At 39.0% G+C, this 15,726-nt stretch carries 16 protein-coding genes; 15 read left to right on the top strand and 1 reads right to left on the bottom strand.

All coding sequences use genetic code 11. The features are described from left to right. Positions 1-6: 6 nt before the first annotated feature. From N8A86_RS17920 to N8A86_RS17850, 15 genes are all read left to right on the top strand, one after another. Entirely contained in the window at positions 7-2,112 is a 2,106-nt protein-coding gene (locus N8A86_RS17920; RefSeq protein ID WP_273566618.1) for a polysaccharide biosynthesis tyrosine autokinase, read from the top strand. Between the two features lie 112 nt (positions 2,113-2,224). After that, the gene (locus N8A86_RS17915; RefSeq protein WP_273566617.1) at positions 2,225-3,628 is read left to right on the top strand and encodes an oligosaccharide flippase family protein; all 1,404 of its coding nucleotides are present in this window, start codon (positions 2,225-2,227) and stop codon (positions 3,626-3,628) included. Next, the gene (locus tag N8A86_RS17910) at positions 3,625-4,533 is read left to right on the top strand and encodes a hypothetical protein (protein ID WP_273566616.1); all 909 of its coding nucleotides are present in this window, start codon (positions 3,625-3,627) and stop codon (positions 4,531-4,533) included. The genes N8A86_RS17915 and N8A86_RS17910 overlap by 4 nt, the downstream gene beginning before the upstream one ends. Positions 4,534-4,535: 2 nt before the next feature. Continuing rightward, positions 4,536-5,195: a glycosyltransferase family 2 protein gene (locus tag N8A86_RS17905; RefSeq protein WP_273566615.1), complete on the top strand. Its 660-nt coding sequence runs from the start codon at positions 4,536-4,538 to the stop codon at positions 5,193-5,195. Continuing rightward, positions 5,192-5,935: a hypothetical protein gene (locus N8A86_RS17900; RefSeq protein WP_273566614.1), complete on the top strand. Its 744-nt coding sequence runs from the start codon at positions 5,192-5,194 to the stop codon at positions 5,933-5,935. The genes N8A86_RS17905 and N8A86_RS17900 overlap by 4 nt, the downstream gene beginning before the upstream one ends. Positions 5,936-5,947: 12 nt before the next feature. Continuing rightward, positions 5,948-7,027: a glycosyltransferase gene (locus N8A86_RS17895; protein ID WP_273566613.1), complete on the top strand. Its 1,080-nt coding sequence runs from the start codon at positions 5,948-5,950 to the stop codon at positions 7,025-7,027. Between the two features lie 328 nt (positions 7,028-7,355). Continuing rightward, complete coding sequence (locus N8A86_RS17890; RefSeq protein ID WP_273566612.1) at positions 7,356-8,387, top strand: GNAT family N-acetyltransferase; 1,032 nt, start codon at positions 7,356-7,358, stop codon at positions 8,385-8,387. A 14-nt stretch (positions 8,388-8,401) separates the two neighbouring features. Continuing rightward, positions 8,402-9,487 (top strand): glycosyltransferase, encoded by a 1,086-nt coding sequence (locus N8A86_RS17885; protein ID WP_273566611.1) that lies wholly within the window; start codon positions 8,402-8,404, stop codon positions 9,485-9,487. A gap of 68 nt (positions 9,488-9,555) precedes the next feature. After that, on the top strand, positions 9,556-11,412 hold the full coding sequence (gene asnB / locus N8A86_RS17880) for an asparagine synthase (glutamine-hydrolyzing) (RefSeq protein WP_273566610.1): 1,857 nt from the start codon (positions 9,556-9,558) through the stop codon (positions 11,410-11,412). A 23-nt stretch (positions 11,413-11,435) separates the two neighbouring features. Then, positions 11,436-11,645, top strand: a complete 210-nt coding sequence (locus N8A86_RS17875) for a hypothetical protein (protein ID WP_273566609.1) — start codon at positions 11,436-11,438, stop codon at positions 11,643-11,645. Between the two features lie 20 nt (positions 11,646-11,665). Continuing rightward, entirely contained in the window at positions 11,666-11,929 is a 264-nt protein-coding gene (locus N8A86_RS17870) for a glycosyltransferase family protein (RefSeq protein WP_273566608.1), read from the top strand. 15 nt (positions 11,930-11,944) lie between these two features. Next, entirely contained in the window at positions 11,945-12,214 is a 270-nt protein-coding gene (locus tag N8A86_RS17865) for a hypothetical protein (protein WP_273566607.1), read from the top strand. A gap of 23 nt (positions 12,215-12,237) precedes the next feature. After that, a complete protein-coding gene (locus tag N8A86_RS17860) occupies positions 12,238-12,423 on the top strand; it encodes a hypothetical protein (RefSeq protein WP_273566606.1) in 186 nt (61 codons plus the stop codon). Positions 12,424-12,468: 45 nt separating this feature from the next. Next, entirely contained in the window at positions 12,469-13,482 is a 1,014-nt protein-coding gene (locus tag N8A86_RS17855) for a Gfo/Idh/MocA family protein (protein ID WP_273566605.1), read from the top strand. Positions 13,483-13,489: 7 nt separating this feature from the next. Further along, on the top strand, positions 13,490-14,350 hold the full coding sequence (locus N8A86_RS17850) for a hypothetical protein (protein ID WP_273566604.1): 861 nt from the start codon (positions 13,490-13,492) through the stop codon (positions 14,348-14,350). A gap of 44 nt (positions 14,351-14,394) precedes the next feature. Here N8A86_RS17850 and N8A86_RS17845 read toward each other — a convergent pair whose 3' ends face one another. Then, positions 14,395-15,609, bottom strand: a complete 1,215-nt coding sequence (locus N8A86_RS17845) for a hypothetical protein (RefSeq protein ID WP_273566603.1) — start codon at positions 15,607-15,609, stop codon at positions 14,395-14,397. Positions 15,610-15,726 lie beyond the last annotated feature (117 nt).

The following is a 15,726-nucleotide window of genomic DNA, read 5'->3' as shown; positions in this document are numbered from 1 at the left end:
GAGTCGATGAACGTTTTCGATTCCAAGAAAATAGTTGAAAACGAAATTGAGGTCATCAGTTCACGCTCATTAATGAGTGAAGTTGCCAACGATCTTGCACTATATGCACAGACTTTTGAAGATGGTAGTTTAAAAAGTCGTTCGGCCTACACTACTTCGCCCGTTAAAATTGAGTTGAGAGAGCCCAACAAAATTCCTTTGGTATATGAAGGAGAACCCAAAAAGTATTATTTTTCTTTTGATACCAGTACAAAAAAAGTCAGATTCGGAGGCAAATCATATGCCGTGGATAGCTGGATTACCGATCTGCCCATGGGCGACTTACGGTTTCTTTTGAACGAAAGGCAATTTGGCGAACCCAAAGACCTCTTATACTTTACACTTACCAATCCAAAGGTCGTGACTATGGAATTATTGGACAACCTAAAGGTGAAGTCTACGAATAAGCTTTCTACAATTGTAAGTCTATCATATAAAGATGCCGTGCCGGAAAGAGGGGAAGACGTCCTTAATGGCCTGATAATCAGTTATAACCAGAAGGCCGTTTCTGATCGCAACGCGCTGGCCGCCAATACATTGAAGTTTATCGAGGATAGAATGGAAAAAGTCGGGAACGAATTAGCCGATCTCGAAAAGGAAATTCAAGAGTATAGAGCCACAAAGGGCGTCATTGATCTAAGTGAACAAGGTAGGCTTTACCTGAAAGACATGGGCGACTACGATAGACAAATAGGCGATATTAATCGTCAATTGCAAGTTTTGAACGAGGTAGAGTCCTATGTCGTATCTAAAAAGAATGAAGGCGGGTTGGTTCCTTCCACACTTGGCGTAAACGACCCCGTCTTGGCAAGGTTGCTGGAAAAACTATACGAGGCGGAAATCAAATATGCGAGGCTCAAAAAAACCACCGCAGAAAATAACCCGATCTTAGTTTCCATACGGAACGAAATCGAAAAAATCAGACCTAGTATTCTTGAGAATATTCGAAACCAACAGGGCAATCTTAATGCCAGTTTGGGCAGTTTAAGCTACAATTCTGGAAAATCGAGTACCGCGTTCAAAAATATTCCAGAACAAGAAAGAAATCTTTTAGAGATTACTAGAAGGAAGGGAATAAAGAGCAACCTTTTCTTATTCCTTCAACAAAAAAGAGAAGAAACTGCACTGACCTATGCGCCTAACTCAAGCGATAGTAGATTGGTAGATGCTGCCGAATCATCTCTGGTGCCTGTGAGTCCTAAGTCCCTTTTTGCTTACTTGGCCGGTTTGGCCCTAGCAGTGACCATCGGGGTCTGCTTCGTTATCTTCAAAGAACGTTTTAACAACAAAGTGCTTTTCAGGTCCGAAATCGAGGAGAATACAAATTTACCTATCGTTGCAGAGTTCTCCCATTTAAAGAATAAAGGTGTGAAGGCTCATCCCGTATTGTCATATGATCTTGGTATACTGGAACAATTCCGACAACTTTGTGCCAAATTGGGGTTGTACAGACGAAAATCGGACAAAAACAAGATACTTGTAACTTCCAGTGTTTCTGGCGAAGGTAAAAGCTTCGTAAGTTCAAATCTTGCCAATAGTCTTGCCTTGTCAGGTAAAAAGGTCGCTCTGCTCGATATGGATTTAAGAAAACCGAATACTACGAACCTATATAGTCTAGGAGCTGAAAATGGTTTGATTAATTATCTGAAGGGCGAGGCCAAGTTCAATGACATACTGCACCCATCACAAGAGAACGATTTGCTCAAAATTGTACCCGCAGGAACCAAAGGGGGGTATCATTCAAAGTTGTTGCTAAACGGTAGAATGGAAATTCTTTTTGATTATTTGACCGATAATTTTGATTATATCGTAATCGATTCTGCACCGCTGGATTTTGTCTCGGAAGTAAATTTTCTCAGTGAGTTCTGCGACAAGACCCTGTTTGTCGTACGACACGGGCATACTCCGAAACGAATCATTAAACGTTTACGTCAATCGGCCAAATTGGCCCCGTTCAATGATGTGGGCATAATTTTCAACGGCGTTAAGAAGAGAGGAATGATCAAAGGAGATTATGGGTATGGGTATGGTATCGAATATGACTATAACATCCCTTATGGATCGCAGATGTAGTTAAGAAGTAATTGCCGTATCATCTTTGATAGCTCGATGATACGGCTAAAAATTTTATTCAAAAGCAAATTGTTCACCATAGCCTTTTTTCGGCTCTTAAAAAAGCTTCCTGATGCTTAAAAAATTACTGAACAATATTGTCTTCAGAAATTTTTCTTATCTAACCGTTAGCACTGTAATCTCACAGCTCATTGCACTGGTCACCATCTTGAAAATTACCAGTATATTAAACCCCAATGATTACGGTTTATTTACTTTTTTGATAGCGCAAGGGTCACTTTTATTGAAAATAGGAGACCTTGGTAATCGCAATATCGTAATCAGAACCGTCGCCCGCGAACCGATACAGACGAACGATCTTTTGGTAAACGGAGGTATTGTAAGGTCATTTGCAATTATAGTGCTCTTTTTGATTTATGTCGTTTACAATCATTTTCTAGGCAGTCTCTCGAACGAACATTTGGCACTCATATTCGTATTTACCCTTATCAGTTGTTTTGCCAGCCTTTTTGAACTTATATTCATGGGAAACCAAAAAATGTTTCCGTCGTCAATGATCAATTTGATCTATAGTGTTATTTGGTTCTCGATTATTTTTTTCCTTCCGAATAAAGCAATAGACATCACCATTATTTTCTCGCTCTATATTGCCGTGACCTTTCTCAAAGCGGTACTTTTTCTTATTTTTCTTAAGTATCACAAGCTATTGATCGGTAGGGTACAGAATTTCATGGTCTCAACAAGACAACTCATCAAAGAAAGTTGGCCCTACTTCGTGCTAATACTTATTATGCTGCCGTTAACAAGTCTTTCCAACAACTTTTTGGACATAAATTCAGATAACCAACAAATAGGATATTTCAATTTGTCACAAAGATTGATAGGTCCACTTTCGTTGATCATTACGATGATGTTGACGGCGATTTTTCCGAATTTATCGGCACTTTGGGTAAAGGACAAAATAAAATTCAACAATTATCTTTCAAAAGGTTTTCGCTTTTTCATGTTGGCATCCATGATATTCTGTTTTTTGTTTACCCTATTTGCCAAGGAAGTGGTCATTTTATTATTTCCCGTGGAATACCTTCCGGCCGTGGCCGTATGCCAAATACAGGTCTGGTATTTATTCCTGACCTCAATAGATAGTCTTATCGGTGTGATTCTTGGGGCCGCCAACAAAGAAAAATTGATTCTTAGATTCGGCATTGTTTACTTTTTCATATGTACCCCGGCCCTATACTATGGCAGTAAATATGGAGCCCTCGGTCTGTCGTATAGTTATGTCATCGCTTTCGGAGCCTGTTTGATATATGTTTGGCTAACTTTTAAAAGAACGCTCGGTTTAGAACTTAAGCACAATGGCTTTATTTGGGCCATGGGAATATCCTTGTTCTTGATTTCGTATTTTCTACCTTACGATATGGCTTTGGGCTACAAACTCTTGTTATCAACATTGATTTTAATGGGCATAGCAACATATCTGTTTAAATCCTACAAATCGATTCAGGTTAAATGACAAGAAAACTTCAAATAATATTTATTTTTTTCTTGGTACTCGTTTCCATAAAGTTTTTCGATGCCCAATTTATAGATGACTCCATAATCCACTATGCGCTATATCTCTACACGATAATGGCAGTTGCAGTATCGATACCGTATATAGTTCCTAAGAACCGGGGCTTTGTATTTCCCGTACAATTACTGTTCGTCTCCTTTATGATATCAATTTTCATGGCCTACCTTTTTTGGGAACAGAGCGCAGTACATAGTATGATCGCAACCGCCCCGTACTTGGTCGTTATTTTCTTTTTCTATTTGCTGAGCGTAAAATTTCCTGTGAAGACCCTTGAGAAAATTATCGTTGTATATGGCGTGATATATATACTGTTATATTTCTTCCAATTAATGAATGCTCCGACCGTTTTGTTCGGCAAATCATTATGGGGCGATGAATTTACTACAACACGAGGTATTGTTCGAATTATTTTTCCTGGAGGCGGTATTTTTGTGCTGACCTCGTTTATAGCCATTAACAAGCTGACTTCTAAAAGTAGACATCAATGGTTTTGGTTAGTCATGGCCCTTTTCGGCATTATAATACCAATTCTACAGGTTACCCGACAATTCATTGCAGGAATACTTCTGATCTATTTATATCATGCCATCCGCAATTTCAGTATCACAAAAAAAACGCTCATTCTTGTTTCTTCTGTCATAGCTGTAATCATTATTTCAAATTTGGAAATTCCAGTTATCGAAGGTCTTATAGAATCGACCCAAAACGATGCGGATGAAGGGGTGATTATATACGGATATTGGCCGGAGAATATTTCTTGTTCGATTTTTCACCGGATACCATACCTGCAATATTTGGAAACGGCGTTCCATACTCAGGTGTTTCCAACTATGGTATTTTTGTGAATATGCTGGGAGTAGAACAATATTATTTTCTTTCAGATGTAGGTCTTATCACGGTCTATGCACAATTCGGAATCTTGGCAATTTTGGCTTTTGCACTTATCTGGATCATGAGTTTTATTATTTCTGTACCCAAAGATTATTATTATTTGAAATACTATTTCTGGTTCTTGTTAATGACCAGCCTAACGTGGTACACTACGTACCATCATGATTACCTGTTGATAACTGTTTTTGTGCTTTATATGTATCAAATGGTCGGCTATACCAGACGTGCAGGACCATTACAAGAAGAGTACATTGAAAATAACGATGAAAACGCTACTTCTCAAAAAATGGATAAGACGAAAATTCCTGTTTTGACAGTGGTAATGCCCATTTACAATGGGGAGCGATACGTCGGCGAGGCCATCGATAGTATTTTAAGGCAGACTTTTGCCGATTTTGAGCTGATTATCATTAACGATGGATCGACAGACGGGTCTTTAGATATCATAAAATCGTATCAAGATAATAGGATTAGAATCATCAACAATATAAAAAACCAAGGTATTCCGTATAATAGAAATCTAGGTTTAAAAGAGGCAAAAGGAGCGTTTTTGTGCTGGGCCGATTGCGATGATGTAAGCCTTCCCACAAGGTTTGAAAAACAGTTGGATTTTTGAGTAAAAACCCTGACTACGGGGGTTGTGGCACTTGGCTGAGGAGGTTCAAAGGTTCGCACACCTCTAGTGTTTTAAAAGCCCTCGCAAATGCTGAAGATATCAAGGCGTCATTGCTCTTCAGACCCGCCACCATTCCGAATGCGACGGCTATGCTCCGTATGTCCGAAATCAGAAAACATGATCTTTGGTACAACACCGAACTGCCTATAAGTGAAGATTATGATTTCATATTTCGCTGTGTGCAGCACTTAAAATTTGCCAATATTCAAGAACTGCTGTATATGTATCGTGATTCAGAGACCAGTATCATGAAACAATTCGAAGCCCTTGAAGAGCGACAGTATCAAATACAAAAAACAATTTATAAAAGGGCCTTAAAAGGCTTGAACCTAAATTATACAGAACAGGATCTTAGAACATACCAATTAATTTGTTCCGAAAAAATTTTTGGGGATTTTGATGAGTTTACTTCGGCATATGCATTATTACAGAAAATCGAAGGAGCCAATAATAAAGCTAAAATCTATGATAAGAAAAGCCTTCGTAAGGTTCTGGGCAATCAATTCTTTTTCTTTGCCAAAAAAGCATCAAAATTCGGGTTTAAAACTTTTTGGTTTTTTTTACGAAAATCAATCAAGAAAAGCTGGCCGGTACTATCTCAAAATACGTTGAAGCTAGGTGTTCGTTGTACCTTGAAATACGATAGGTTCGAATTTGAAAAACCTTATTTCAGTCCCTGAAATAGAAATAGAATGAAAGAAAAAAAGAGATTGCTCATCTTGGGTTTTTGGCAGTTCGGTTATACTACCGCGGTATTCAAGCATTGTGAATTTTCACGTGACGAATTCGATATTACTTATTTAGGATGGGACTATGAAGACCCGAAAATTGAGTTGCCCGGTATCAAGGTGCTATACGTCAGTCGCAAATCAAATATCATTGTTCGAAATCTAAGGTTGTTGCACAAAGCCCATAAAGAGATACAAAAAGGATACGATATTGTCTTTGCAAATTATATCAAGGGCATTTCTTTGGTTCGTCTGCTGAATCCGAAGACCAAGTTTATCCTCTATGTCATTACAATGGGTGTGACCTATTCAAAGCTAAAAAGATGGTTGTTCGATACGATGGTCAAGCTTGAGTTGAGAGCCTTCAAAAATATTGTTCTAATAAATTCAGGACTTGCCAAAAAATTGAGGGTGAATAAATATGATATTCTCACAATGGGGGGCAATTGCTTTTCTAAAAAAGAAAAATCTTTCGATAAACTTTCACTCTTGTATGTAGGCACCCTAGGAAATAGAAATGTGATTAACTGTGTCAAAGGGTTTCATCGGTTTATAACGGAAAATAATGCTTTAAAAGAAGATGAGACATCAAGATTTGTTATCGTTGGCGACACATTGCAAAATGAACTAAAAGAAATACGACAATACGTAAAGGAGAATAAACTCGAAAACTATATTTTTACGCCCGGTTTTATACATCAAGAAGGTTTGTACCCCTACTTTGAAGAAGCGAATATTGGGGTAGCCTATGTACCGATTACCCCGTATTTTCAGAACCAGCCCCCTACTAAAACCTATGAATACCTTGTTTCAGGTCTTCCGGTAATCGCTACGGCCACCGCCGCCAACAGTGAAATTGTTTTGCCCGTGGCAGGAGAACTAGTGAAGGATAATGCCGAGTCTTTCTATGAAGGACTAAAAAAGATGAACCAAAGAAAAAGTGAATTCACTAGCGAAAAAATAAAAAAACTTTATTCCGAGGATACCTGGGAAAGAATGGTTCGAACAAAGTTTATTCCATTGATCCATAAATATGCCGATTAGAAAGTTTCTTTGAGCGTAAAATGAATAATGAATGTATTTCAACGGTACCTTGAACAAAAGTAAAGTGATGACCTCTTTTTTTCGCAAGTTCCGAGTGCGTTCCTGATAATTCCAATAAAATTTTTATGTACCCATTTTTCGGAAATACTTTTACTACCATTTGGCACAAACACTTTGCCAATACATCTCCTATTTATAAATTTCGATTTATTGAACCAATGTCTTTTGTAAAAAACAGGTTTTCTCTGGTGTATCGTAATTTGGGACATTATGATACGAACGGTATTTTCTATGGGCTTGATGAAACAAAAAATGATTTCAAAAAAAGGTGCTGGTACTAAACGATGTACATCAACACCTTCATTCATCTGAAGAAGCTGACATCGACAGGTTAAGGATTAAAAAGTTCGTCCAGTATAAGGGATACTCTTGTGATATGTCCGGCTGCAAAAATGCTGACGACTATTTAGCTGAAAATTCTTCTAAAAAAAGTCAAAACAACTTAAGAAAACATATTAGAAAACTCGAAAGCTGTTTTGATGTAGATTTTAGAGTTTATGGCGAGGATATTTCTCCAAAAGACTACGAAAGTATAATAGGTTCTTTTTTTTCCTTATTGGAAAAAAGATGGGTCGATTTGAGTAAGGACAACGACATACTAAAAGATAAAATATTTTATAAAGAATTGATTTACGAAATGCTCAAAAGTAAGGAGGCCAAACTTTTTATCCTTTCGGCCGATAATTCTCCAGTAAACATTGCACTAGGCTTCACAACCAAACAATATCTCTTTTTTGCGATTACCGCTTTTGATTCCGATTATGGAAAATTTAATGTAGGGCATATTATGATAAAGAAAATGGTAGACTGGTGCTTACAAAACGATATCATCACATTGGACTTTTCAAAAGGTACTTACGAGTATAAATTAAGGTGGGCCAACAATACCTACAATTTCGAAAATCATGTTATTTATGATTCCGGCGCATTGAAATCTTTACTATTAGGAACTTGTTTGAACTACTTTTATGAACTAAAAGAGTATCTGAGGCGGAAAAAAGTAAACGTGGTCTATTCGAAACTAAAACAGTTCTTTAAACTGTCTGCCAAAAAGAATCTCCAGAAAATAGAAGTTTCATTAAAGGATTTAAATGGGTCTCACATTGATGTGAACAGCCTGCCCGCTTTAAGTAGAGCTTCGGAAGCATTTGATCTTCTTCGTCCAACCATCTATAACCTGGTTTTCTATAAGCCACAGAAATTCACCGACGTTCAAGTATATGTCGCAAATGAAGAAAATACATTTATCATTTCAGGAGAAAATATACTACAACGGGCATTGATCAGTACTATTGCTTAATCTTTATTCCAAACATGATTCTACACTTAGAGCGTAAATTCACGAGTCCGACCGAGACTTTCATCGTAAACCAGATCAATGCCATAGATGCATTCGACCACAGCGTGTTCACGATACAATATTTGGGTTCTCTCGAGGCGAACGCCAAGATTTATGCACCTTTAAAAATGTTATCCTTTGGCACTAAAGTCTTGAGAAAGTCGCATAAAAAGTATTTCGAGAACGAATTCCATAAAATCGTGCCCCAATTGATTCACGGTCATTACTTGACCGATGCTGCGGTTTTTCTTCCCTTTACCAAAAACAAGAATATTCCTAAGATATGCTCGGCCTATGGCTATGATGTATCGGTAATACCACAGAAAATAGGACCGTTCGCCAAGTCGTACTATAAAAGAATATTCGACGAATACGATTTAATATTGCCGATGACCGAAGAGATGAAAAAAGATTTGGTCGAGTTGGGTTGTCCTGAAAACAAATTGCACATTCATTATCACGGCATAGACACCAAAAAATTTGAAATGGAAAGGGATTACGAACTGAGCAACGGAGTATTGAACCTTCTTACTATCGCTAGTCTCTTGCCCGTCAAAGGCCATATGAGCGTACTTAAAGCGCTGAAAAAGTTAGTTACTGATGAACCGAATATAAAAATCAAATACCACCTAGTCGGTGAGGGATCTCATAAACAAGAGCTGACCCATTTTATTGAATCAAATGGACTTTCGAATCTAGTCCATTTTTATGGCCCATTGAAACACGGACCGGAATTTAACGAAAAACTGAAAAACGCCGATATCTTTGTACACCCCAGTATCACTACAAAACAAAATGATAAAGAAGGTATTCCTGGGGCGGTCGTAGAGGCCATGGCAAGTGGATTGCCGGTCATATCGACCTGGCATGGTGGCATTCCATCCGTAATAAGTGATGGAACAACTGGTTTTCTTGTAAAAGAGCACGATTCGCATGATATTGCGGACAAAATTACCATGCTACAAAAAGATATGGGATTGAGAAAGAGAATCGGAGAGAACGCAAAAAAACACGCAAGAAAAAATCTGGATCTTTTGAGAAAGCAAACCAATTGGAGGTAATCTACCACGATCTTATCAATAAGAAAAGGTAGTACGGAAAAAAGAAAACACTAAACCATTAAACCAATATGTGCGGAATCGCAGGAAGCATCAATAGTACCTTGACCATGGCCGATATTGACCTTATCGACCATCGAGGCCCCGATTATAAAAACCTGATTCAAGACAAGTGTGCTGGCCATGACCTGTTTTTCGGTCATACGCGACTTTCGATTATAGACCTCTCCGAAGCCGGCAATCAGCCTATGTATACCGATTGTGGCGATTTCTGTATTGTCTTCAACGGCGAAATCTATAATCATAAGGAGTTACGCACTAGATTGACACATGTAAAATTCAGAGGGCAATCAGATACTGAAACGATCCTGTACTATTTAAGGGAATTCGGAATCGAGGGCGTGAAAGATTTCAATGGCATTTTCACTTTTGCACTTTTAAATAAAAAAGTTGGAAAGGTTTTTTTGGCTCGGGACTTTTTCGGGGTGAAACCCTTATACTATTTTACCAAGGACGATAAATTGGTATTTAGTTCTGAAATCAAGGTCATTAAGAAAAATCCGGCCTACAAAAAAGAACTGGATATAACGGCATTGAATACATTTCTTACGCTGCGGTACAATCCCGCACCACAAACACTGTTTAAGGACATAAAAAAACTTCCAGCGGCCACTTATTTAGAGTTTGACAGCACCACCAATATAACATTGACCAATTATTGGCCTAAAAAACAAAAGGTAGATCACTCTATATCCGAAAAAGAGGCCGTATCGGAATATAAACGCTTGTTAGAGCAATCCGTTGAAAGACAACTCTTGAGCGACGTACCGGTAGGGCTTCTCTTGAGTGGAGGTATCGATTCTGCAGTACTGGGGTACCTCATGTCACAAAAATCAACCAACAAGATAAATACTTTTACCGTTGGTTTTGAGGGCGAAGGAAACTTTAATGAATTGGATGATGCCAAGGAAACAGCTCGAATCATAGGGTCCGATCATCATGAAATATTCATGAATCGCGAAGAGTATATGGATTATTTCTACCGGTCTTTCCATCATACCGAAGAACCTATCGCAGAACCAACGATACCCGCTCTCTATCATGTTTCGAATCTTGCTTCAAAACACGTTAAGGTAGTATTGAGCGGACAAGGGGCAGATGAACCCATGGCGGGCTACAAAAGATACAGGGGCGAAAAGTTCTTGACCGATTACAAGAAAATATTATCCGTAATGCCGTTATCGTTACTTTCGAAGGCGTTTCCGAATAACAGTAGTATCGATAGAGGCGTCTATTCCTCTAAATTCAAGGAAGAACTTGATCGGTTTATTGCCATTTATACACTGTTCGTTCCGGACCAAAAAGAAAAACTGTACAAGAATGAAATAAACCACTTGATTACAGAGAGCCAACGACCTTTGTTCCAAGAACATTTCGACAGAACAGACCCGAAGGCCGACTCGTTATCGAAGTTGTTGTATTTAGATACGCGCACCATGTTGCCCGATAATCTATTGCTTTTTAATGATAAGATAACAATGGCGAATTCGATTGAAAACAGAGTGCCGTTTTTAGATATCGATCTCATCAATTTTATAGAAAGTCTGCCGATAGAACTGAAGCTTAAAGGAAAAGTCACCAAATATGTACATCGAAAGGCGGCCGAACAATGGCTTCCGGCGTCTATCATCAATAGAAAAAAGAGGGCATTCGAAACCCCGGTAGGTATCTGGTTCAAGAAAGAGCTCTCTGAATCGTTGATTGAATTGATAGAAAGTCCGCAGTCATTGAGTCGCGATTATTTTGATATTTCTTTTATCAAAAAAATGGTCCATATGCACGTAGCACGTAAAAAAGATTATAAAAAGCACCTTTTTATACTTTTGTCGCTTGAATTGTGGTACAAGAATTTCTACAACCAAAACTGAGTTAATGGGCTAATGCTTTGAAGATGAGTGAAAAACAAGAAGTGAAAAAGAAGAAAATAATACTGATCTGTTCCAATGGCGGTCATTTGGCCCAAATCTTGGAACTTAAGGGTCTGTTCGTGAAATATGACTATTTATTGGTGACCGAAGAATCACCCACAACATTACCTTTACGTGAAAAATATAATATCAAATACCTAAAGGCGCGCTCTAAAGGAAAAAAAGAGACCTAGGTTTTTTCTTGACGTTATTGGTGAATTCCTTTTTATCACTTACAATATTGATTCGACACTATCCTAAAGTCATTATCACCACGGGAAGCCATACAGCGTTACCGATGTGTTTTTTGGGCAAACTTTTTATGGCGAAAGTGGTTTGGATATTATCGTTTGCACGCATTAACTCCAAAGCCTTTTCGGCGGACATCGCCTACCCCATCGTCGATAAATTCATCGTACAATGGCCAGAGGTTCAAAAGCATTATAAGAAATCAGTCTATCTGGGCGGTATTTATTGATTAAATAAAAGGTATATGATCGTAGTGATGTTGGGGACTTTCCCTACTGAATTTCAAAGACCGCTGCTCGAATTGGAAGATTTATGCAAAAAGGGAATCATCAATGAAGAGATTGTCGTCCAAAGTGGGCATACCCCTTTTGAGAGTTCCTTTATGCAAATTCGACCTTTTATAGCACCTGATGAACTGACCGAGCTTTGTTCAAAAGCTAGATTGATCATATCGCATGCAGGAACAGGATCTTTGATAAAAGGAATAAAATTGGAAAAAAGGTTATCGCGATAGCTAGAAGGGCCAAATACAACGAAATGGTCGATGACCATCAAGTGGAATTGCTTGATACCTTTGCGGAGCTCAACTATATACTCCCTTGGCGTGAAGAAAATTTGTTGAAAGAACTTTTGAACCGAATCGATGCGTACACCCCATCGCCCTATGTTTCAAAAAAAGAGGTTATTATCGATTATCTTGACGAGTACATACGAAAATTATAGAATCCAACCAGTACAAATAATAGCATTATTAAAACTAAAAAAAACATGGTAAAAGTTGCTTTGATAGGAGCAGGAAAAATGGGAATATCGCACTTGGCAATCCTCGGTGCACACCCTGATGTGGAAGTCGTCGGGGTTTGTGACACTTCAAAACTTGTCGTTGGGGCACTTCAGAAATACAGTCCCTTTCCTTGCTTTACCGATTATAAGAAGATGATTAAAGAAGCAAGGCCCGATGCGGTATTTGTGGCCGTACCTACCAAGTTTCATTACACCTTCGTCAAAGAATTGTTGAACGAAAATATTCACGTCTTTACGGAAAAACCATTTTGTCTTTCTTCAGATGAAGGACAGGAATTAGCGGAACTTGCAGAGTCCAAAAACCGTATCAACCAGGTTGGCTATCACAATAAGTTCATCGGAACTTTTAAAGAAGTAAAGCGACTGATAGAAAACAAAAGTTTAGGGGAAATACAACATTTTGTCGGAGAGGCGTATGGCCCCGTCGTTCTAAAAAAGAAGCAAGATACTTGGCGCTCAGACCCGTCCGAGGGCGGAGGTTGCTTGATGGATTATGCCTCGCACGTCATCGATTTAATCAATGATATTTTGGCACCGGTGACCGTATCACAAGGCGCTTTGTTGAAATCATTGTATTCGACGAACGTCGATGATGCCGTTTACGCATTACTTGGACTTGAAAATAATACCACAGGTGTATTATCGGTCAATTGGAGCGATGAGACCTATCGTAAAATGTCCACTTCAATTACTATAATGGGAACCAAAGGAAAAATCGTTTCCGATGCGAACGAACTAAAAGTTTATTTCAAGGATAAAGACTGTCCAGAAGATTATTCGAAAGGTTGGAACGTAAAGTATATCACCGACCTGACCGAGCAAGTGGATTTTTATCTCAGAGGAGAGGAATACTCGGCCCAGATAGATTATTTCGTAAAAGCGGTTTTAGGAAAAGTCCCGAATACGATAAATACGTTTCGAAGTGCTTGGCACACCGACAGGGCTATTTCTATTATTAAAATGAATGCAAAAAACTAATATTCAAATGGAAAGAATTTTATACGGCGACAATCAATTTTTTGCGGTCAACCATATCTCTGATTCCAAATCTAGGGAGCAGGCCATACGTTTCAAGAACAACGATGCTATCATTAGAACATTGGACTACGCCATTGACGCGGGTATTACTACTTTTATGTGTACAACACACGATAGAATTGCCCAGATCTGTGATGTTATTCGAGCTAATCCCGAAAAATATAAAGACTTCAAAATCTATCCGTGCATGCCCTATGCACATAAATATGCGAATGCCATGACCGAACTGGGCATTGCCGGTACCATAAAACAATATGTGCCCGGAAATCTATTCGGCACAATGTTCAAAGGAGGCAAAGCTTTTATTTCGAAAGACTACGTTTCTATCATGGAATTGCTCATCGATGCCGAAATGAAAATGTTTAAAGGCGTACAAACTCCTGTAATTTTCTTGCAAAATGTAATCACAGATTTATTATTGGGGTTGGGCATGGTAGACCTTTTGAAAGGATTTCATGACCACGTAGTCAAAAAATACAATGCCGAGGCGGGATTTATTACGATGAATATGCCAAAGTTATTGGATACATTGGAAGGTGTGGGTATTACCAATCCGATTATATGTGCCTCGATAAACAAGGCCGATTTCAGAATGTCGGGCGGACAGGCTCTTTATGAAAAAACACTAAAAGAAAGAAAATTCAGGGCTATTGCCATGCAGGTTTTAGGCGGTGGGGCGATTGCGCCTAAAGAAGCCATAGAATATGTTTGTGGACTGCCCAATATTGAATCGATTCTTTTTGGGGCCTCTTCAAAGGGGAATATTGAGAATACGGTTCAGAACATTCACTTTTTCGACGGGAAATAGCTTTTAAAGAAGGACAAAGGAACAATAGTAAAGTCGTCAGGGGGCTATTGATTGGTCTTGATTTGACCCATTTCTACGACTTCAAAATTTTCTACTTTGATAGTTTTCAATTCTCGAAGGTCGGCATTGTTCCAATTTTCATTGGGGTCTCCTTTGAGATACATATCAACACCAACGTCGGCCAAAATCAGTCCGTATTTTTTCAATGCCCTTAAAATAACTTGATTCTCTTGGGAAAAACCACTGATATCAAAATCGTCCTTAAGCCGCAGTCGTGCCCCAAAAGGTAAAAGGTGATTCCCGACTTCACCTTGAATCGAATGTCTCGCAGGGTGAATATACCCTTCGTAAATTTTATTTCGGGACAATGTAAACCGGATGGGATGATCAATTTCACCACTTGCCACTTCTGAATAACGTATGAGCAACGGAAAAATTGGGAGTCCGGCCGCATCGGCCGAGGTCCATCCTTCAGGCCTGAACTCGACCGTATTCAGATTGAAGACGGCGGCCGAGGAAGCTTCCCAGCCGTTTCCGACTTGTTGGGCATTGTAAAGTTCATAAAGCATTCCGTTATCGACATCCACGCTAATGACATGGCCATCTCCTACAAATGCCGCTTCTACCGGCGCATCCAAGGGAATTGGAAAAGGGCCTTTTTCACTTTGGTGCCCGTAATTACCATCGGTTCCATTTCCCCTAAATACGATAGGCACTTTAGGCTGATCACTTCCTACAGAGACATAAGGAATCCCGATGGGTTCACCCTGATAGGTTCCACTACCAAAATCTGCAAAAATGTTCGTTTGTAGACCGATGTGTTCCAATATCGCATCAGAATTATCATCAACAGAAGCCCCCAAAACATCATCGTGCAACGGATGGTTCTGTGGAAATATCGTAATCTCTTCCACTGATTTTGTAGGTCCTGAAGGTGGTGGCTCTTGTTGGCCTTCCTGTTCCGGCGCTTCTTGCTGTTCTTCTTCTTGCTGACCTTCAGGCATGGTCTCTTCTTGAGGCTGTTCTTCCGCTGATCCTTCTTCTTCTACTTCCTCTTCCTCTGAATGACCTTCTTGTTCTTCTTCCTGCTCTTCCGTTTCTTGTTCATCTGGTTCACCTGATTCTTTCCTTGATTCTATGATAGGTGCTTCAGGTTGTACGCTTTCAGGGCCAAAAGTATCCTTGTCCTTAGAACAAGAACCCGCCATAAAAATTTGGAATATCAAAAAAATACAGAAAACAGAAGTGGGGAAATTCATACTTTTTTTACTTGGGGCGTGACTAGGTAACGGAATCATATCCTACTTATTTTAAGTGCCCCGTTCCAATAAATATTACTAGTTCGTTTGTCTAAACTTTACAGTGTTTAAATCAAA

Source organism: Maribacter halichondriae, from assembly GCF_027474825.1.
GTDB classification, from domain to species: Bacteria; Bacteroidota; Bacteroidia; order Flavobacteriales; family Flavobacteriaceae; genus Meishania; species Meishania halichondriae.
Note: the sequence above shows the minus strand (reverse complement) of the source record. Positions and strands in the feature narration are given on the sequence as shown.